The sequence below is a fragment of the Acinetobacter sp. ANC_7504 genome, from assembly GCF_056779995.1.
Genome location: NZ_JBWYIZ010000005.1, coordinates 113,090 through 134,445 on the forward strand (window position 1 = coordinate 113,090; position 21,356 = coordinate 134,445).

Genomic DNA, 21,356 nt, shown 5'->3' on the forward strand with positions numbered 1-21,356 from the left:
ATAAATAAATATTGGCATAGATTTTGCTTTTATTGGTGCGCTGATTAAGTAAATTGTCCCTATTTTGGAGCGAAGACCTTAATTTAGTGTGCGATTTAGTCAAATTGATCTGCTTTAAATGGGTGCAAATCGTCTCGTACATTTGTGAAATTAAATCAGAAAAGACGTTCAATAACGAAAGACATACAGAATCATGTCTTTGTTTTATAAAGAAATCGTATTTGAAGAATAGATAAGTTTTGCCCAATGAGGGCCATGTTGATGAAGGGTACGCTATGCACATGCCATCGCCTAATACTGTAGCTCCCGCTAAAGGTCTATACCAACCGGATGAGTTTAAAGATAACTGTGGTTTCGGATTAATCGCCCATATGCAAGGTGATGCGAGTCATGACTTGGTCAAGACCGCGATTCATAGTTTAAGTTGTATGACGCACCGCGGTGGTATTGCTGCAGATGGTAAGACGGGTGATGGATGTGGTCTACTGTTGGCTATGCCTAAGCAATTCTTCCGTGAAGAAGCAAAACGTTTAAGTGATATTACACTCAGTGAAATTTTTGCAGTAGGTACAGTTTTTCTTAGCCTAGATCCTGCAATTGCTGCACATGCAAAACAAGTGCTGACTAAAGAAATCGAATCAGAAGGTTTGCGTGTAATTGCATGGCGCTTAGTGCCAACCAATAATAAAGCATTAGGCTCAATTGCGATGCAGTCTTTGCCAGCTTTTGAACAAGTAATTGTTAACTGTCCAATGGGTGTTGAAGAAGTTGAGTTTAACCGTAAGTTATTCTTGGCTCGACGTCGTGCTGAACAAAAATTAAGTCAAGATAGTTCATTCTACGTTACAACACTTTGTTCAACTGTGATCTCTTATAAAGGCTTAATGATGCCTGAAGCGATTGCAGATTTTTATACAGATTTAGCTGATCCACGTTTGGAATCACACATTGTAGTGTTCCATCAGCGTTTCTCAACCAATACATTGCCACGTTGGCCATTGGCACAACCTTTCCGTTACTTAGCGCACAATGGTGAAATTAATACCATTACAGCAAACCGTAACTGGGCGATGGCACGTACACCAAAGTTTGAAAACCCGCTCTTACCTGGTTTAACTGAGCTCAACCCAATCGTAAATCGTACTGGCTCTGACTCTTCAAGTTTAGACAACATGCTCGAGATCTTGGTTGGTGGAGGTATGGATTTATTCCGTGCACTACGCATGCTCGTTCCACCAGCATGGCAAAACGTTGAAACTTTAGATGCTGATTTACGTGCATTCTATGAGTTCAACTCTAAACATATGGAAGCATGGGACGGGCCAGCAGGTCTTGTGATTCAAGATGGTCGTCATGCGATTTGTATGCTTGACCGTAATGGCTTACGTCCTGCACGTTGGGTAATTACTAAAAATGGTTACATCACACTTGCATCAGAAATTGGTGTCTGGGGTTATGAACCAGAAGATGTGGTCTCTAAAGGTCGTGTTGGACCAGGTCAGATCTTAGTCATTGACACTTTCACTGGTAAATTGCTGGATACTAAAGACGTCAGTAATCATCTGAAAAAAATGCGTCCTTATCGTCAATGGTTGCGTGAAAATTCAGTGCGTATCCAAGGCAGCCCTGAGTTAGAAGAATATCTATGTGATCAAGGCTTAAAAGGCGATGCTTTAAAAGCAGCGCAAAAAATGTTTATGGTGACATTTGAAGAGCGAGATCAGTTATTACGTCCAATCGCTGAAAGTGGTCAAGAAGCAGTAGGTTCGATGGGCGATGATACGCCGATGGCAGTATTGTCTCGTCAAGTACGCCATGTAACAGATTACTTCCGTCAACAGTTTGCTCAAGTAACTAACCCACCAATCGATCCATTACGTGAATCGATCGTAATGTCTTTAGAAACATGTTTGGGTCGTGAACAAAATGTATTTGAACAAGGTCCAGAGCATGCGGATCGATTAATTATTTCAAGTCCTGTACTGTCAAACTCTAAAATGCATCAAATTCGCACTTTAGGTCGTAAGGGCTATGAGATTGCAGATATTGATCTAAACTATGCAGAGACTGAAGGTCTAGAAGCCGCGATTACACGTATTTGTGAAGAAGCAGCGCAAGCAATTCGTGATGGCAAAACCCTATTGGTGATTTCAGATAAGAAAATCCGTGAAGGGTTCTTACCAGCCAATGCAGCGATGGTAACGGGTGCTATCCACCATTACCTCATCCATGCAGGTTTACGTACAGATGCAAACATTATTGTTGAAACAGCTTTAGCGCGTGATCCACACCAGTTTGCCGTAATGCTTGGCTTTGGCGCAACAGCAATTTACCCATATCTTGCATATGACGTCATTAATGATTTAATTGCGAAAGGTGAGTTGTTAGGTGATCCGATTCATGCACAAGCGAATTTCCGTAAAGGGATTGAAAAAGGATTGCTGAAAGTCCTTTCAAAAATGGGTATTTCGACTGTTGCTTCATATCGTGGTGGGCAGTTATTTGAAGCTGTCGGTTTATCTGAAGAAGTTGTTAATAAATGCTTCACAGGTGTTCCAAGCCGTATTAAAGGTGCTACTTTTGTTGATCTTGAAAATGATTTGAAAAAATTAGCAGAAACCGCTTGGAAATCACGTAAGCCAATTGAGCAAGGTGGTTTGCTGAAATTTGTATTTGATAAGGAATATCACGCTTTTAATCCTGATGTAATTAATGCTCTACATAAATCTGTACGTTCTGGGAAATATGAAGATTTCAAAGAATATGCTGAGCTTGTAAATAATCGTCCAGTGGCAACCATTCGTGATTTATTTAAACTCAAAACAGAAAATTCAATTCCACTGGATCAAGTTGAATCTGTAGAAGCGATTCTTCCGCGTTTTGACTCTGCAGGGATGTCTTTAGGGGCATTATCACCAGAAGCACATGAAGCGATTGCCATTGCAATGAATACAATTGGTGGTCGTTCGAACTCAGGTGAGGGGGGTGAAGATCCAGCGCGTTACGGCACAATCCGGAACTCAAAAATCAAACAAATCGCATCAGGTCGTTTTGGTGTAACGCCTGCTTACTTAACTTCTGCAGAAGTACTGCAAATTAAAGTGGCACAAGGTGCAAAACCGGGTGAAGGTGGTCAGTTGCCAGGTGGTAAAGTGAATGGCTTAATTGCACGTTTACGCTACTCTGTACCGGGTGTGACATTAATTTCTCCACCACCGCACCACGATATTTATTCAATCGAAGATTTATCGCAGTTAATTTTTGATTTAAAACAAGTTAACCCTCAAGCGATGGTCTCTGTAAAACTGGTATCCGAGCCAGGTGTGGGTACGATTGCTGCGGGTGTTGCAAAAGCCTATGCTGACTTTATTACCATCTCTGGTTATGACGGTGGTACAGCAGCATCGCCATTGTCTTCGATTCATCATGCGGGTTCGCCATGGGAGCTTGGTCTTTCTGAAGCGCATCAAGCCCTTCGTGTAAATGATTTGCGTGGTAAAGTTCGCGTTCAAACGGATGGTGGTTTAAAAACGGGTCTAGATGTCGTGAAAGCAGCTATTTTAGGTGCGGAAAGCTTCGGTTTTGGTTCTACACCAATGATTGCGTTGGGTTGTAAATACCTCCGTATCTGCCACTTAAATAACTGTGCGACTGGTGTAGCGACTCAGCAAGATCATTTGCGTCAAGAGCACTATATCGGTGAACCACAAATGCTCATTAACTTCTTCACCTTTATTGCTGAAGAAACACGTGAGTGGTTGGCTGCATTAGGTGTATCAAGTTTGAAAGACTTGATTGGTCGTACCGATTTACTAGAAATGCTACCTGGTGAAACAGATAAGCATGCTCACCTAGATTTAAGTGCTTTACTTGAATCACATCCAGCTGCTGAAGGCAAAGCTCAATATTGCGAAGTCGAAGGAAATGCACCATTTGATAAAGGTGTTTTGGCTGAGTCTATGATCGCAGAAATATTGCCTGCGATTGAAGCTGGTACAGGTGGTGAATACAGTTTTAGCATTGGTAACTGTGACCGTTCTATTGGGGCACGTGTTTCAGGTGAGATCGCTCGTCGCTATGGTAACTTAAGTATGGAAGCACACCCTGTTAAAGTGAATTTGACAGGTACTGCTGGACAATCACTTGGTGTATGGAATGCGGGTGGTCTGCATATCAAGCTTGAGGGTGATGCGAATGACTATGTGGGTAAAGGTATGGCGGGTGGTCGTATCTCAATTTTCCCACCGAAGGGTTCTCCATTCCAAACACAAGAAACAGCGATCATTGGTAACACATGTTTATATGGTGCAACAGGCGGTAAATTATTTGCTGCAGGTACAGCTGGTGAACGTTTTGCTGTTCGTAACTCAGGTGCGTTCGCGGTGATTGAGGGTGCTGGAGATCACTGTTGTGAATACATGACAGGTGGTATTGTGACGGTACTGGGTAAAGTTGGTCATAACTTCGGTGCAGGTATGACAGGTGGTTTTGCTTATGTACTTGATTTAGATAATGACTTTGTTGATCATTATAACCACGAGTTGATCGAGCTTAATCGTATTTCGACCGAATCAATGGAAGAACATAAAGAGTTCTTAAGCCGCATTTTAGATGAGCATATTAAGGAAACTGGTAGTGCTTGGGCGTACAAGATCCGTAACGAGTTTGATTTCTACAGCCGTAAATTCTGGTTGGTGAAACCAAAAGCTGCAAACTTGCAGACTTTATTAAAAACAACTCAAGCTGATCCTCAATAATTCCACTACTGCAGATATATAGGCAGATGCAGCTGAACTAACAATAGACTGCATCTACCCACGGAGAGAGACATGGCAGAACGCCTTAATAATGACTTTCAATTCCTGGATGTCGCACGCCAAGATCCAGAGAAAAAAGATCTCAACGTCCGCAAAGCTGAGTTTGTGGAAATTTATAAACCCTTTACAGCTGAAGTTGCGAAAAACCAAACACATCGCTGTTTAGGTTGTGGTAACCCTTACTGTGAATGGAAATGTCCAGTACATAACTATATTCCAAACTGGTTAAAACTGATTGCTGAAGGTCGTATTTTTCAAGCAGCAGAGCTTTGCCACCAAACCAATACTCTACCGGAGGTGTGTGGTCGAGTTTGTCCTCAAGACCGTTTGTGTGAAGGTGCATGTACACTAAATGATGGGTTTGGTGCGGTGACCATTGGAAATGCTGAAAAGTATATTAATGATACGGCATTTGCATTGGGCTGGCGTCCTGACATGTCTCATGTCAAATGGACAGATAAAAAAGTCGCGATTATTGGTGCAGGCCCTGCAGGTCTAGGTTGTGCGGACATTTTGGTGCGCAATGGTGTTAAACCTGTCGTATTTGATAAGCGCCCAGAAATTGGTGGTTTGCTGACCTTTGGTATTCCTGAATTTAAGATGGAAAAGGACGTGATGAAACGTCGTCGTGAAATCTTTACAGGCATGGGGATTGAATTCCGTTTAAATACAGAAATTGGCACAGACATCACTATTGATCAATTGCTTGCTGATTATGACGCTGTCTTCATGGGTATGGGAACATACACATACATGAAAGGTGGTTTCGCAGGTGAAGATTTGGAAGGTGTTTATGATGCGCTTGATTTCTTAATTGCCAATGTGAATCGTTGCCAAGGTTGGGAGAAAGATCCTTCAGAATTTATCAGTGTGGAAGGTAAGAAAGTTATTGTACTCGGTGGCGGTGATACTGCTATGGACTGTAACCGTACTTCAATCCGCCAAGGTGCAACATCTGTCACTTGTGCATACCGCCGCGATGAAGAAAACATGCCAGGTTCACGCCGTGAAGTTAAAAATGCGCGAGAAGAAGGTGTTGAATTTCAGTTCAATCGTCAGCCGATCGAAATCGTGGGTGAGAATGGAAAGGTCACAGGTGTTAAATTTGTGACGACTCAACTCAGTGAGCCTGATAGTCGTGGTCGTCGCAGTCCTGAACCGATCCCAGGTTCAGAGGAAATCTTACCTGCTGATGCAGTGCTGTTGGCCTTTGGTTTCCGTACAAGCCCTGCAGAATGGTTTAATGATGTAAGTATTAATTTAGATGGTTCAGGTCGTGTCGTTGCTCCTGAGCAGCAACAATACAAGTTCCAAACTTCTAATCCGAAAATCTTTGCCGGTGGAGATATGGTGCGTGGTTCTGACTTGGTCGTAACTGCGATTTGGGAAGGACGTCAAGCTGCTGAAGGTATTTTAGATTATCTTGATGTTTAAACGAGAACACGCCTTACAAAAAATCCTACTTCGGTAGGATTTTTCATTTATATGCATGACTTGTTTGACAATCACTTATTGAATATTCGAAAGTATCCAATTTAAGAACTATCTTAAGAATCATGTAATTAAATTAAAAAAGAGAATGGAGTTGTAATTGAATTTGCGACTTTATTGGCAAAAAATATAATTTATTTGTCTGTGTGGTTATTTTTGCAATATTAAATCTGATTTATTCTGACAGTATGAGTAAGAAATGCTATATCCATATAGGCTCTAAAATGACAACTACACAAATCGCCAAAGATAAATCTTATTTAAATCGTCCAAAAGCGATTGGGATTACCGTACGACGTTTAAATTATAATCCTAAAGCCATTCGACGCCATTTTTTCGCGAATTCTCCAGTCATGTCACATTTGTTGACAGCACTTTCTTCTACCTTTCCAATTGGTGAACAATTTTTTGTTCATAGTGTTCGTAATGTACGAGATAAAGTGAAAGATGAAAAATTACAAGCGCAGATTGCAGCCTTTATTGGTCAAGAGGCGATGCATTCAAAAGCACATGCGGAATTTAATGACGCTTGGCGCCGTGATGATTATCAACTTGATAACTTTCAAGCATGGTTAGCGCGACGCGATGAATTTATTCGTACTACCCATCCAAAATTGCAGTTAGCAATTACCTGTGCTTTTGAGCATTTTACAGCGTTATTGGGTGGTTATATTCTTCGTCATCCTGAAGTGCTGTCGACCTTAGATGAAGATGCAACTAAGCTTTGGGTGTGGCATGCAATTGAGGAAATCGAGCATCGAGCAGTTGCATTTGATGTCTACCAAGCGGTATATAAAGATACCAAAGTGCGCCGCAATATTATGCGTAGCGTAACCACAGGTTTTGCGAGTCTTACATTTTATTCGGCAACTCGATTATTTTGGCAAGATCGTCGAAAAAGCTTACCGAAGGTCAGTGGAAACTTATATGGTATTTACTTAATTTCTAAAATGATGATCGAGCTAATTCCAGAATATTTATCATATTACAAAGAAGATTTTCATCCTTCTGAAATTGACTATACGGATATCGTGAATCATTGGAAGGCAAAATTAGCTGAAGAATATCAAGTGGAAGGCTTCCAAGAGCATCCCCAACCTGTACTATATAGCTAACAAAAAAAACCTAGCGAAAGCTAGGTTTTTTATTACTTAGATGAGTCTTGATTAAACTGACGCATTCTTCTTTGGCGCTGCCAAGGGAGAGGGCGGTCTAGTGCTTCGGGGACATCGCCTGATGTAGAGCGTAAACGTAAATGTAATGCAGCTTGTGCAATTAAATTTGCCGATACAGGCGCCGTAATAAAGGCAAGTAATGTAATCAGTAGTTCAGCAAACCCAAAGCGACTATGAAAAGCTGAATAAATCATAGCTGCTATTAAAAAACTACCTAAGCCTAGTGTGCTCGACTTTGTAGGGGCATGCAGACGCATGAACAGATCGGGTAACTTTACGATTCCAATTCCACCTACAAGGGTAAAGAAGGCACCGGTAAGAAGGAAGAATGAAACTAAGATTTCCATGATGAGCTGAGTATTCATATTGTTCTCCTAGTCCACCACATGGCCTGTCGTAAAATAACGAGCCAATGCTGCTGTGGATACGAATCCAAGCATTGCCACCAACAATGCACCTTCGAACAATGAAGTACTTGCCCAAAAAATTCCAAGTACCACGACCAAGCAGGTTGCATTCAGAAATAAAGTATCTAGTGCGAGTAGTCGATCTACCATAGAAGGACCAATGACTAAACGTATTAAGCAGAGCAGCATTGAAATCGTAATTCCAATCAAACTAATTCCCAATGCATAAAGTAAGATCGTCATGCTGAATCTCCTTGTTTCACATGGAAAATCGCCATAAGTGGTGCTTCATAGCGTTGTTTGATTTCCAAAATATCAGCTTCGGGATCATCTGAGTTAATTGAATGAACCAAAATGTCACCGCGTTCTTGGTCGATTCCAGCACTTACTGTGCCAGGTGTAGTCGTAATGATCATTGCCAATAAGCTGTTGACCTGATCATGATCAGTATCTAATGGAACACGATACCACTTGGGATGAAGACGGTCAGTTGGTCCAAGCACTTGCTTAGCGACACGGATATTACTGATGATAATGTCCCAAAGTACGACCAAAATTAATTTGCACGCTAAATCCCAATGAATATTGGGTGTGCGAACGATAAAAGGTTGTACCAATTTTGGGATGACTAAACCAATCACAATGGCAACTAAAATATCAAAAAACTGAGCGCTTTGTGCCAGCATTAGCCAACTTATTCCCACAATCACAGAAACAAAAGGATGCGGGAAAACTCGATCGAGTAGAGAACTTTGTTGTTTCATTTATTGCTCCATCGGTTGAAGTTTAGATTGAACTTCTTCAGGCTGAAGCTGATTCAATTCTTGCTCTTTAATTTGACGTTGCTTGTACTCAGAGATATGTTCTCCTTCGAGTGCCTTCTCGCTTACGATATGTGGAATATAATGCGCATTTTGGTCTGCAGATTCCCCGCCATATTTTGTTTCTGGCAGATAATTTGGATCAAATTGTTGCACACTAATCACTTTGCCTTGTTCATCTTTTTTCAGGACAGCTGCAATATATTGCTCAGAATCATTCAGTTGGACTGCGGTATATTGAATATACTGAGTAATTGGATTTGCGAAAGCCACATAAGCAATAAGGCCAATCAGGAAAATATAAATCGTGGTGTGATTACGAGGTGGTGCCTGATTTGGTAATTTTTGATATTCCAAATATGCTTCTTCTTTAGGATTGTTTTCAGGAGTTGCAGAACGCCAGAAAATGACAAATCCTAAGCGCGTAAAAGCAATGATACTAAGCAAGCTCACAATCAGAATGACAATAATAATGATCAATTGATAGCTAGATACAGAAGCCGCTTGCAGAATAAAGATCTTACCTAAAAAACCACTGAAAGGTGGAAGACCTGCCATCATGAGCGCAATAATGAAGAAGCAAATCGAAACTAGCGTCTGCTGCTTCATGATTGGTGCGATTTTTAGATGATCTTTAAATGCCCCACGTTGTGAAGTAATCCAACCGCATAGTAAGTAGAATGCAGCGGCAATAATCGTACTATGCACGAGGTAATATAGTGCTGCTGCCCAAGCATCTGCTGTCATCAGGGAAAGTGCGATTGCAATCGTTCCTATAGACGATAGGATCATAAAGCCAACAAAACGACGCATGCGCTCTGCACCAATCGCACCAATTACACCATAAATAGTCGTAATTAAACCAATTGGAAGCAGCCAAGTACTGAGAATTTCTCGCGAAAGCTCATCGGTGAATACGGTTCCATTCACACGTAAAATGGCATAGATCCCCACTTTGGTCATGATGGTGAATAATGCGGCTACAGGGGTCGTGGCGACGGCATAAGTTTTAGGTAGCCATAGTCCGACAGGGAGGATTGCAGCCTTGATACCAAAGACTACAAACAGCATTAATCCACCTGCAACAGCCATATTGTACTGATCACCTTCGAGTGTACGTACAATTCGACCCACATCAGCCATATTCAGGCTACCAGTATTACCATAAATCATCCCTAAGCCAATCAAAAAGAATGCAGACGCTAATAGGTTGATCGTTACATAGTGAATACCAAGTTGGAAACGTGCTTTGCCTTGACCATGTAGAAGCAATACATATGAAGCCATCAACAGCACTTCAAAGAAAACAAACAGGTTAAATAAGTCGCCTGTTAGAAATGCTCCACATAATCCCATGAGTAAAAAATGGCTCATCGCATGGAAATAGCGTCCACGTTCATCCCACTCTTTACTTGCAAACCAAATAATGGGTGTCGCAAGGGCATAGGTGAGCACGAGCATAAAAGCTGCCAAACGATCTAGTACAAGTACAATACCGAAAGGGGCAGACCACTCACCTAAGTTATAAACAAAGATTTGACCAGAGCTCGCCTGAATTAAGTAGATAATTGCAGTTACTAAACCAAGGAAAACCGATGTTAAACTGATTCCACGACGCCAAGGTTGACGCCAGTCATGTGCTAAAGACCCTGAACCAGGGTTACCCAGTAGCACCAAAATAAATGCAGTAAATGTCGGAATTAAAATACTTAAAATTGGCGAGTGAGTGAGCCATAAATCATAAAAATTCATCATTAAGGCTCATCCTCGCGTGGGTCTGTATTAATAATCTCTTCTTTTGAGTCGACGTGATCAGTACCAGATTCATAACGACTTCTTAGCGCCAGTTGAACGATAAAAGCAGTGGTTGCAAAACCAATTACAATTGCGGTCAAAACTAATGCTTGAGGTAATGGATCTGTAACCTGTGTGGCATTGGTTAAAATAGCAGGTGCATTGAGGTGGATTCTCCCCATAGCGAATAAAAACATATTCACTGCATAGCCAATCATGGCCAAACCTAATACCACAGGGAAAGTACGGGCACGCAAAATCAGATAAATACCAGTGGCAACCAATAATCCAATAGCGGAGGCGAGTAAAAATTCTAAACTAATCATTCTTTACTCCTTCGGTACAGGGCCGGTGATGCTTGAGTTGCGTGAGTCGCCTAAAACGGAAATCATGAGCATTGTTGCACCAACGACTGTGACATAGACACCAACATCAAATGCTGCAGCAGATGGCAAATGCATTTTTCCGAGAATGATCGGCTCTACATAAATATGAGCGCTGGTCAGGAATGGTCGACCCCAGAACCACGCAGCGACACCAGTCAAACCAGCAACGGTTAAGCCAGTACCAATCCAAATTTCGTAAAGACGACCAGACTTTGCTCGTAAGAGTTTTTCAGTATGATCTTGACCTAGCGCAATGTACTGAATCACAAGCGCCATGGATGTAATAAGACCTGCGATAAATCCACCACCTGGAAGATTATGTCCGCGTAAGAAAATATATAAGCTGACGACTAAGGCAATCGGTAGGACCCAAGATGCGGTCATTCGGAACATCAACGGTGATGGATTAAAGCGATAGGTTAAGCCTTGTGTAATGGTCGTACCATGAGCACGCATTCCATCCATTAAACACAGTGTCCCAATCGCTGCAATACCGAGAACGGCAATTTCACCGAAAGTATCAAATCCACGGAAATCGACCAAAATCACGTTCACAATATTTGAACCACCACCGAGCGGTAGAGATTGTTGAACAAAGAACCATGAGATTGAATTGTGATCACGCGTCAGAATCATCCAAGTGATCCACCCGATTCCTAGACCTCCGATGATTGCAATCACCGCATCTCTCCAACGACGAGTGCGTGAAGATTCATAAGGTGTGAGTTGCGGTAAGAGGGATAGACTCATCAGGAGTAAAACAGTTGTGACAACATCGACTGTGATTTGTGTAAGTGCCAGGTCTGGTGCTGACATCGTAACAAAGACCATCGTTACGACAAGACCAATGGCTCCACTGATGAGAACGGCTTTAATTCGTTCATGGTGAAACCAAAGCATCATCCAGCAGGCTGAAAACAGTAATAACCAAAGCACGATTGCAACCAATGGTGCATGCGTCAGTTCGCGTGTACCTGCATAAATACCTTGACCAATGAGAGGCATGGAGACTAAAGCAACAGCAAAAATTAATATCCACAATAAATAGTTTTGTAGAGAACCTGTTTCTGTGGCTCTTTTTAATTTTCGCGAATTTAAGAGCAAATGTTTGAGAAAGAGATCAAATAGGACTTTACCTTGAAGTTTGCCAAGTATTGGATCAAGGTCAATGTCACGAATTCTACTGTTCTTCGCAAGACTAAAATAAAAAATAATACCGCCAATCAATGCAATCGCACTCATCAATAAAGGCACGTTAAAGCCGTGCCAGATTGCTAGATGTACGCCTTCAAAAGCTGGAAGGTTGGTGCTTGCTCGTGCACCAGCATTGACGATATCGCCTACTAAGAGCGCTGGTAATAGACCAACTGCAATACATAATGTAGCTAATAAAATTGCAGGTGCACGCATACCAATTGGTGGTTCATGCGCATCTTTATTTGGAATCGCTTTGCCTAAATCACCATCAAAAAATACGCCATGAACTAAACGAACAGAATACGCGACAGCAAACAGACCCGCGAGTGTTGCAATAATTGCTGCGAAGACACCTATACCACCTGAGAGATTCGCTAATAGTTCAGTAAAGAACATTTCTTTAGATAAGAATCCATTGGTCAGTGGTACACCAGCCATTGAGGCTGCTGTGATCATGGTTAAAGTCGCTGTAAATGGAAGTAACTGCCATACTCCACTGAGTTTTCGTAAATCACGTGTACCTGTTTCATGGTCGATAATACCAGCGATCATGAATAATGCGGCTTTAAAGGTCGCATGATTAATGATGTGAAAAATAGCTGCAGCCACAGCGAGTGGTGAACCAATCCCCAGTAAGCAAACGATCAAGCCTAAATGACTAATGGTGGAGTAGGCGAGCAAACCTTTCAGATCTTCCTTAAAAATGGCAAAGAACGCGGCCATACATAAGGTGAATAAACCAACAAAGGTGACAAGGTTGTGATACAGAGCAGAACCAACAAAGATCGGCATTAAGCGCGCCAGTAAGAAAATTCCGGCTTTAACCATTGTCGCTGAATGCAAATAAGCTGACACGGGTGTTGGAGCAGCCATTGCATTTGGCAACCAAAAATGGAAAGGAAATTGAGCACTTTTGGTGAATGCACCTAAAAGAATAAGGAGCAAGGCTGGCACAAATAAATGACTCGATTGAATCTGCGTCGTCATATTGAGGATTTGATCAATTTGATATGTGCCAGTAATTTGACCTAATAGAATAAAACCACCGAGCATGGCTAAACCACCCATACCCGTGATGGTTAAGGCCATTCTTGAGCCACGCTGTGCTGCTTCGTAGTTACTCCAATAACCCACTAAAAGGAATGACGAAATACTGGTCATTTCCCAAAAGACAAGAAGAATAAGTAAATTATTGGAAAGTGAAATGCCGAGCATGGCGGCCATGAACAGCATCAGTAAGAAATATAGCTTACTTAAAGAGTTTTTATGATTTAAATAATAATAAGCATAAATATAAATGAGCGTCCCAATCCCTGTAATAAGGAGGGAGAAGATCAAGCCTAATGCATCAAGTCTAAAGCTTAAGTCGATACCAAACTGTGGTAACCATGACCAGTGTTCAGAGATGACTTGACCTTGAAAGACGTCTTTGGCTTGAGTCAGCAACAAGATAAAACTTGTTAAGCTGACTCCAATTGCCCCTAATGCTGTCGCCCCGCGAGAGATTTTTTGCAGCCAGAGGACAAGAAAAGTGCCAAGTATTAATGGTAACAATATAATAATCGGTAGCACACTCGTATCCATAGAGTTGTAGGCCGGAACCTATGATGAGTTTTATCTTTCAAAAGCTTGAGGATGGCAAAGAGTCATCCAACTACTTAAACTTTGAAAGCCGAACGAATTTTAAAAACAAAAACAAGTTGTGTTGCGCAACTTGGAAAGCTAATGCAAAGAAATAGACACTTTTTGATTAAAAAATGAATGAGTAGATTTTATTACATGTATAAAATTACATCAAACTTTTTAGCTACACAATTCAGAATTATAGCGAAAAAAAGCTTAAATTTCTGTTTAAATTGAGTGAGTCATACCCGATTAATTCATCTATTTCCAATCAATTAGGGTAAGGAAATACTCGATAAGTCACCAGCTTGGAGATACTCAATGAAGCGCTGTTTTTCTGACGCTGATAAATTTTTGAAGTGTTCAAACAAACGCAAGCTATCAAGCGTATCAGTAGTTCGATTCACTTCAGAGATTTGGCCATCTTGTAAATCATTAGCCATGAGTTGAGCAAATAGTTCATCATATTGTTCCCTGATTTGGTTTTGTTCTATTTCAACAACTTTTCGATTTTCTAATTTAAAATGTTGTAGATCTACGTCATTGTTTAAAATCAATTCAGAGCATGCAGATGCGATAATTTGAATTTGCGGGAATGCTTCATGCAAACGGCTGAGTACGTTTTGCACAAAATCTTCATCTACTTGAGCATCAATATTGTCAATTAATAGAATGCCTTCACCATCAAGGCATGGGTCAATACTATGAGGATTCAGGAGACAAAGTCGTCTGACAATATCACCTACTAAACACAACCATTGACGATACGAATTAGATAATTGCGAAAAAGGAATTTCTTGACCATTTTGTACCAGCATCAATTGGATCTTGGGCGTGTATTCAATATAAATGTCACTGATCGATGGGAATATTGTCTGGATGGCTTTCTTGAGTGCTTTGAGTGATGGTAGTTGCATCTCTGCTTCAAGATTCAATAATTTTGCAACTAAATCCTCTTGGTCATGATGAGAGGATAATTTTTGATTGGTTTGAATTTTTTGAAAAACTTGTGCTAATCGTGCATTTTCGATGTCGCTAATTTCACGAAACCATTCGAAGAACCGAGCAAAGGTTGTATAAGGGAGTGCTGCAAGTTCATAGGCTGCGTGTGTTTGTAATACAGCAGGATTATTTTTGCTTAGCAAATTCACTTCGTTGATAAAGCGATCAGAAGGATAGTAGGCCACCATAGGCATGCCTTGAGCAGGATCTTGTTTGATCGCTTGTTGATAAAGATGAACGAGTGATTCTAATTGAGTCGTTAGCGCTTTACTATGACCTACACCTTTGCTGGTTAATGTTTTATAGAGTTGCCATTCGCACAAACCCTCTTCATTGTGTTGCACGGTCGCAGCCTGTTCAATAGATCCAATATCCGTGGGATATTGAACACAAATATCTATTTTGGCTTGAATGTGTTTGTGCTTAATATCCGAATCAAGCATGACTACACCAGCAGTTCTTAAATCTTTGGCACGTGCAGCAAACCACGTTAAAGCTTGATAAATATTTTTAATTATCGCAGTTTTACCAGAGGCCTGATCACCTAAAATAATAGATATTGGTCGTTGAGTTGGATCAAATTTAATTTTTATATCTGAAAAATGATAACAGTGACGTAACTGAATAGATTGAACTTTCATATTTTGCCTGCAACTTATCGTAGGGGATTATGCTGTTGCTTTCGTTTTAATCGTGGATTTAAGTTTGAGTTGTTGTATTAAATCATAAATATGATGAATATTTAAGCTGCTTTTTGCTCGTGTACATGCAACATAAAGTAAACGTAATTCTTCATCGCTAATTTTATGTTCTAGTCCATTAATTTTAAATTGGTAATCATCTTCTAAATGCACACGATTCCACTCTAAACCTTTGGCTTTATGAGCGGTTGAGATTACATAGTCCGCTTGTTCAATGGGTGTGATTTTGGCAAGAGCTCGTTTGAGTGGATCTGTACCATGTTCATCAACCAATTTAACCAAAGGCTTGATGTCGCTACCATCATTTGTTTCACAATATTCATGCACATCATGCCAAGAGTTAAACCAAGCTAACTCTGGAACGTCCGTTACTCTTTTACCTTGTTTAAGTAAGCTTGCAGCGTCAACAAAGCGATTTAATTTCGCATGATCGGCTTGCAGGCTCACTTTGTCCCCTTGAACTAATCCTGAGAGTAAAAGTTCCATTGCGCGTGCGTTAGTACGGCACAAAATCGCATCTCGCATTTTGGTATGAGGCTTGTTGACGACTTTTGATTGGAGTTCGGGGTTGCCAATCAACGGAACAGTCTCATTGAGTGCGCCTAATAAGTGATTAGCAACTTCAGCGATATCATCACCAAAACGGAATGAAGTGGTTAGGCGCGATTCGGGTAAAGGCATTTGTTGCATCGCATTGACTGCCCCACGCCATGCATAAATTTGTTGATGTGCATCGCCGACATAGATGACTTGCGTACTTTTTTGCTTGAGTAAAATCCCTAGCATGAGTGGGTCAGCATCCTGTGCTTCATCAAACAATACATAGTCTGCGGGTATAAAAGGATCTGATAAAGCCCATAATTTGAGATAGATATCATGCCCAATGCCAGCCTGATGATTAGGGTCGATTGATTCTAACCAACGACGTTCGACTGCAGGATAGAGGTGTTGCTGTAATACCGCAATATCGTCAGCATGTAGCCAACTTGGTGCTTGAATATGTCGGGGTGCAGGATATTGCGAGCTTGTTGAACAGAAATAACTAACAGCATTTGCAACTAAGCCCGCCAAACGACTAGGCATAAGCGCATATTTTTCGTAACGCCCCCCCATGAGTCGGCGTAATGTGATAGGTTGCAAACGGTATTCTTTGGCAATAAAGCTCGGGCTCAAGCGTGGGAGTCTAAGTTTATCTGTCACTCCACGTGGAACGCTTCGAAATGCTAAAGAGTGGAATGTACGACAATCCACGCGCTGATGAAATTTTTGTTGAGCCTCGCTGGCAATCGCTTTGTTAAAGGCAAGATACATACCGCGACGCTGTTGCATCGCATCACTGACTAATTTAAGCGTTGTTGTTTTACCTGTACCTGCATAGGCAATCACTTTGAAGGATTGACCAGATTGCGCTTGTTGAATCGCAATTTCTTGTTCTAAGGTAGGTTTGACAATGACAGACACAGGTTAATAAATCTTCAATGGTTTTAAAAATGATCAGTGAGTATAGCAAGAATTTACAAAGGGGAGAGTTCTATCTTCTTCTTTTTGGATGGGGAGTCTTCGGCGACTTAAAAAGCCGAATTAAATAAAAAAGCCATGTTTGAACATGGCTTTATAAGAGTAAATTAATGCGTGCGATTCGCTTTTTCAACAAGTCCTGATAGACCCTGACGTCGTGCAAGCTCATTTAAAACGAGTTGAATATCAAGATCGAAGTAACCCAGCATGACTATGGTATGGAACCAAACATCAGCAACTTCATAAATTAAATCATTTTGGTGATCCAGCGTCGCTTCTTGTTTGAAATCTTTAGCAGCAATTACCGTTTCAAAACTTTCTTCACCAATTTTTTCTAATATTTTATTGAGACCTTTATGATAAAGCTTTGCCACATAAGAAGAGTCAGGATCTGCAGATTTACGTTCTGCCATCATTTGACCAAGATAATGTAATACATCGACTTGCTCAGCTTGAGCTGTTGATGCATTCATCACTTTACTATGCGCATTCTCAGACTTTTCGCCATAAATTTGGTTCGGATCTTTCAATTGAGCGTCTACAATTTCCCAACCGTTTGATGTTAAGCGGCGATAAAAACATGATTCACGTCCCGTATGGCAAGCAATGCCACCATGTTGCTCAATTTGAAGAACGATCACATCAGCATCACAATCTAAACGAATTTCATGCACAGTTTGGAAGTGACCTGATTCTTCGCCTTTATGCCACAATTTGCTGCGTGAACGAGAGTAATAAACAGCTTGATTTTTTTCTGCTGTAAGTGCCAAAGACTCACGATTCATCCAAGCCACCATCAAGACTCGACCTGTTTGATGATGCTGAGCAATGGCAGGGATTAAACCTTGTTCGTTAAATTTTACTTCATCGAGCCATTGCGTATTGTTCATAAGGATTTCACCAGAATTAAATGAGACACTACAAAATTGTAGGTCATTAGTTTAAGCGAATAAATCTTTGTAGGGGAGAGTAGAAATTAATTTATTTAAGATCTTGCATGTATTCTTCAAAGTTTTGCTTATGGATCATTTCTAGGAATGCATCCCCTAATCGTTGACTTTCAGCTACAGACTGTTTCCAAAGCTCGATTCGTTTTTTTTGATCAAGCCCTTTCAGTGTGAAATCTTTGCGATCAGGAAGACGTCCTAAAGGAAGTGATCTTAAATAAGACTCAGAGGGTGAAATCAATACGGTTCGTGCTTGATATTCAGCATTAGATCTACGTTTTTTGAGGAACTTATCGAACCAACCTGGTGTTATTTGATCTGTAAAATGAGGGTATAGGACAATCCCATGACTCGGTAAAGGTAGATCAATATGATAATCGATTAGCCCGCCATCACGATAAGCAGCGACATCTGCACCTTCGATATTTCTGACCGCCGGCATCAAAAATGGAATGGATGCAGATGCCATTAACCAATCTTCTAAATTTTTTTCAGTCAACGCATAATCAAGATGTTCGAATTCATTTTTGATGAGTGAAAGTCGTGAAGCGTTGTGTGGTTGGGCAATTGTACGTTGCATGAAGTGCCCAATTTTAGCTCTCGAAAAAGTATTGAGACCGATAATGCCAGCAACTGCACGGGCAAGCATAAGAGGATGATCACTTTGAAATTTTTTCGATGACTTTACTGACAAAATAGCCAAATGGTAGTCGGGATGATCAATAATTTGATTGGTTTTACCTTGAAGGAGGGCTTTAAGCATGCCGCGACAGACATCTCCAACTTCAAGAATATTCATCTTAGGTCGAAATTCAAGATGGGTATATAAGTCTGCTAATTTGGATGTGCCTGCTTGTGCACCATGCGCTGCAATACTTGCAAAACGCCAACTCCCAATGGATGAGCCTATTAAAGTTCGCTTTTTCGGTGCTTGAGCAAAGAATTCACCAAAAACAGCTTGGTCCAATCCTTGAATTCCAATACCTTTAGGACCACCTGCTGCTCCAGGAACAAAATCAACCGCACTGGCTTGTAAACCTTGTTCTTCAATGACCTGTTTTGCTTTATAACCTACATGAATATTCAAGCAAGGTTGAGTGTTCTTGAGGATATGTGTCATAAGCAATTCAGCGACTAAAACCTATTGAGGTAGCAAGTTTTGACATGAAATAGTGAACTTATTTCACCATACGCCAAATGGCAATAAAGGATGCCAATACAATTAAAATCATGGAAATAAACCATGGTGCGATCACAGCGATTGAGAGCAGAATTGCGATTACACTTCCGAAAATCCAACTACGCTTTTGCTGATGCTCCATTTGCAAGCGCAGCGTTTGAAGTTCATTCAATTGTTTAGCATGCCATGCAGACTGATTTTTTAAACCGTTAAGACTGTCAATCAGTAAAGTCGGTAAATCCTGAGCGCCCAATAACAAGTCTGGGATTTTTTGTCCTAATTCTTTAATATTTTTTTGAGGATTCATTTGGGCTTTAACCCAATCCGTTAGAATTGGCTTTGCTAACTTCCAAATATCTAATTCAGGATAAAGGTCTGTACCTAAGCCTTCAACATGTACTAAGGTTTTAAGCAATAACATCAGTTGTGGTGGAATTTCTAGATGAAAACGTCGAGCGATGTCCATCACTTGGATCAATATGCCTGCGAAATCTAACTCATGCATCGGTTTCGAAACCATAGGTCCTACTGTACGACGCATTTCACGTGCTAAAGCATCTTGATCCGTGCCTGGTGGAATCCAACCTGCTTGATGCACAATCTGAATCAATTGCATGAAATCACTGTTCATGACTGCCAGCAACATACGTGCTATCGTCATTTGATCGTGCTTGGAAAGCTCGCCCATGATGGCGCAATCGAGCGCAATAAATCTTGGATTTTGCGGATTAATCGTTTCTACGAAAACATTACCCGGATGCATATCTGCATGGAAAAAATTATCGCGAAACACTTGAGTAAAGAAGATTGTTAAGCCTTTTTCTGCTAAGTCGGCACGATTCATTCCTAAACGATCAAAGGTCGCAGTATCTGATATAGGCACACCGGTGATGCGCTCTGCCACCATCACATCCAGACTATCCATATACACTTCAGGCACATACATCATGCTTGAGCCAGTAAAATAATGGCGCATACGTCGTGTATTTTCGGCTTCAAGAGTCAAGTCGAGTTCATTTAAAATGATTTGACGATAATCTTGAATAATTTCTGATAGATGTAAAGCACGGGCAGCTTCTAGCCTTTTTTCTAAATAGTGGCCAAGCCATTCTAAAATTTCAAAATCTTGAATAATTTGAGCACGTATATTCGGGCGAGTTACTTTCACGACAACTTCACGACCATTGTGAAGAGCAGCGGTATGTACTTGAGCAATTGAAGCAGCAGCTAGCGGCTTATCATCGAAGCGCGCAAATAATGTGGAAACATCTGCTTTAAGCGAATCTTGAATTCTTTGCTTAGCCACTCCAAGATCGAAAGGTTTAACACGATCTTGTAATAACACCAATTGTTGTAATATTTCTGGTGGAATTAGATCGCGACGCGTAGAGAGGAGCTGCCCTAATTTAATTGCGAGTGGCCCCATTTCTTCTAAAGCTTCTTTAAGCTTTAAAGGATTTTTACGTTCTCGACTAGAAAGTGCAGCAGGATGCAAACGTATAAGATTCAGTAGGGGGCGAACCTTTGCAGGAATATCTTCCGCAGGAACCAACGTGTCGAGTCTATAGTGCGCAGCTATACGCCAAAGTTCGATTAAACGTCTAATGTGCGGAATCATATATGCAATTACCTGAAATCTACGAAGGGTTAAATTTTGATTTTAAAAGCTGAATTTTTGCTTCTAGTCGATCAATATCTTGATTAAGCTGGCGAGTTCCGTGGAGAAGATCGTCCATTTGCCAACGTGGTGCGAATAGTCCGGTATCTTCTTTTAAAAAGTCTTCCGCAAAAAAAAGATGAGATTCAAGTGACTTAATTAAATGTTGTGGTGCTAATTGAACCTTGCCGATTTGACTTGCAAGATTAGGTCCGATCCAATCACTCAATTGCGAAGCGAGGTCTGGCTCAGCATTTTGTATAATTTTTTGAATGTCTTGCAGAAGGTGATAGTCACCTTGAACGGGGATATTGCCAATGTCATCTGCTAGAAATAGTTTGCACAAGTCGACCACATTATTAACATGCAATGTGGAATCTGCTTCAGTAATCGTGTGAGCTTGCTCCCAAGGCCGCTGTTCGAAAATAGAGGGTTGAGTGCTATGACCTGTTACTGTTGGTTCTAAACGAACTTTATTTTCATCAAAAAACACATCAACGGAAAGTTGTGGTGTATCAATCACAACACGAAGTATTTTCCCTTGTAGTTGGTTAAATTGGATACGAGTAATCGCATCCAAATTAATCCAATGATCTATGGTTTTTTCAACTGCACCCAGTGCTAAGATTGACCACATGAC

General features: G+C 40.9%; 15 protein-coding genes. 3 read left to right on the forward strand and 12 right to left on the reverse strand.

Annotated features, from left to right (window positions below):
* Positions 1-281 precede the first annotated feature (281 nt).
* The 3 genes from gltB to AC1M9F_RS07705 all read left to right on the forward strand — a co-directional run bounded on the left by gltB (position 282) and on the right by AC1M9F_RS07705 (position 7,423).
* Positions 282-4,757 (forward strand): glutamate synthase large subunit, encoded by a 4,476-nt coding sequence (gene gltB / locus AC1M9F_RS07695; protein ID WP_481597471.1) that lies wholly within the window; start codon positions 282-284, stop codon positions 4,755-4,757.
* Positions 4,758-4,829: 72 nt separating this feature from the next.
* Positions 4,830-6,251, forward strand: coding sequence for an FAD-dependent oxidoreductase (locus AC1M9F_RS07700; RefSeq protein ID WP_481586737.1), 1,422 nt, complete (start codon positions 4,830-4,832; stop codon positions 6,249-6,251).
* A gap of 281 nt (positions 6,252-6,532) precedes the next feature.
* Complete coding sequence (locus AC1M9F_RS07705) at positions 6,533-7,423, forward strand: metal-dependent hydrolase (protein WP_481589148.1); 891 nt, start codon at positions 6,533-6,535, stop codon at positions 7,421-7,423.
* A gap of 32 nt (positions 7,424-7,455) precedes the next feature.
* On the opposite strand, the gene AC1M9F_RS07710 is transcribed toward AC1M9F_RS07705, so the two are convergent.
* From AC1M9F_RS07710 to AC1M9F_RS07765, 12 genes are all read right to left on the reverse strand, one after another.
* Positions 7,456-7,848, reverse strand: a complete 393-nt coding sequence (locus tag AC1M9F_RS07710; RefSeq protein ID WP_481596121.1) for a Na+/H+ antiporter subunit G — start codon at positions 7,846-7,848, stop codon at positions 7,456-7,458.
* 9 nt (positions 7,849-7,857) lie between these two features.
* Positions 7,858-8,133, reverse strand: a complete 276-nt coding sequence (locus tag AC1M9F_RS07715) for a monovalent cation/H+ antiporter subunit F (RefSeq protein WP_481596122.1) — start codon at positions 8,131-8,133, stop codon at positions 7,858-7,860.
* Entirely contained in the window at positions 8,130-8,654 is a 525-nt protein-coding gene (locus tag AC1M9F_RS07720) for a Na+/H+ antiporter subunit E (protein ID WP_035264002.1), read from the reverse strand. Before AC1M9F_RS07720 ends, AC1M9F_RS07715 begins: the two co-directional genes overlap by 4 nt.
* Complete coding sequence (locus AC1M9F_RS07725) at positions 8,655-10,466, reverse strand: monovalent cation/H+ antiporter subunit D (protein WP_481597472.1); 1,812 nt, start codon at positions 10,464-10,466, stop codon at positions 8,655-8,657. It lies immediately after the preceding gene.
* Positions 10,466-10,831 carry a Na+/H+ antiporter subunit C gene (locus tag AC1M9F_RS07730; RefSeq protein ID WP_035264007.1) on the reverse strand — a complete coding sequence of 122 codons (366 nt, stop codon included), beginning with the start codon at positions 10,829-10,831 and terminating at the stop codon, positions 10,466-10,468. Before AC1M9F_RS07730 ends, AC1M9F_RS07725 begins: the two co-directional genes overlap by 1 nt.
* Before the next feature lie 3 nt (positions 10,832-10,834).
* Positions 10,835-13,672, reverse strand: a complete 2,838-nt coding sequence (locus tag AC1M9F_RS07735; RefSeq protein WP_481597473.1) for a monovalent cation/H+ antiporter subunit A — start codon at positions 13,670-13,672, stop codon at positions 10,835-10,837.
* A 314-nt stretch (positions 13,673-13,986) separates the two neighbouring features.
* A complete protein-coding gene (locus AC1M9F_RS07740; RefSeq protein WP_481597474.1) occupies positions 13,987-15,354 on the reverse strand; it encodes an ATP-binding protein in 1,368 nt (455 codons plus the stop codon).
* Positions 15,355-15,381: 27 nt separating this feature from the next.
* Positions 15,382-16,875 carry a UvrD-helicase domain-containing protein gene (locus AC1M9F_RS07745; protein ID WP_481586744.1) on the reverse strand — a complete coding sequence of 498 codons (1,494 nt, stop codon included), beginning with the start codon at positions 16,873-16,875 and terminating at the stop codon, positions 15,382-15,384.
* Between the two features lie 164 nt (positions 16,876-17,039).
* Positions 17,040-17,822, reverse strand: a complete 783-nt coding sequence (gene hisIE, locus AC1M9F_RS07750) for a bifunctional phosphoribosyl-AMP cyclohydrolase/phosphoribosyl-ATP diphosphatase HisIE (RefSeq protein ID WP_092767251.1) — start codon at positions 17,820-17,822, stop codon at positions 17,040-17,042.
* Positions 17,823-17,913: 91 nt separating this feature from the next.
* A complete protein-coding gene (locus tag AC1M9F_RS07755; protein ID WP_481597475.1) occupies positions 17,914-18,999 on the reverse strand; it encodes a patatin-like phospholipase domain-containing protein in 1,086 nt (361 codons plus the stop codon).
* Between the two features lie 58 nt (positions 19,000-19,057).
* The gene (locus AC1M9F_RS07760) at positions 19,058-20,677 is read right to left on the reverse strand and encodes an ABC1 kinase family protein (RefSeq protein WP_481597476.1); all 1,620 of its coding nucleotides are present in this window, start codon (positions 20,675-20,677) and stop codon (positions 19,058-19,060) included.
* A 19-nt stretch (positions 20,678-20,696) separates the two neighbouring features.
* Positions 20,697-21,353, reverse strand: a complete 657-nt coding sequence (locus AC1M9F_RS07765) for a ubiquinone biosynthesis accessory factor UbiJ (RefSeq protein WP_481597477.1) — start codon at positions 21,351-21,353, stop codon at positions 20,697-20,699.
* Between the last annotated feature and the right edge of the window lie 3 nt (positions 21,354-21,356).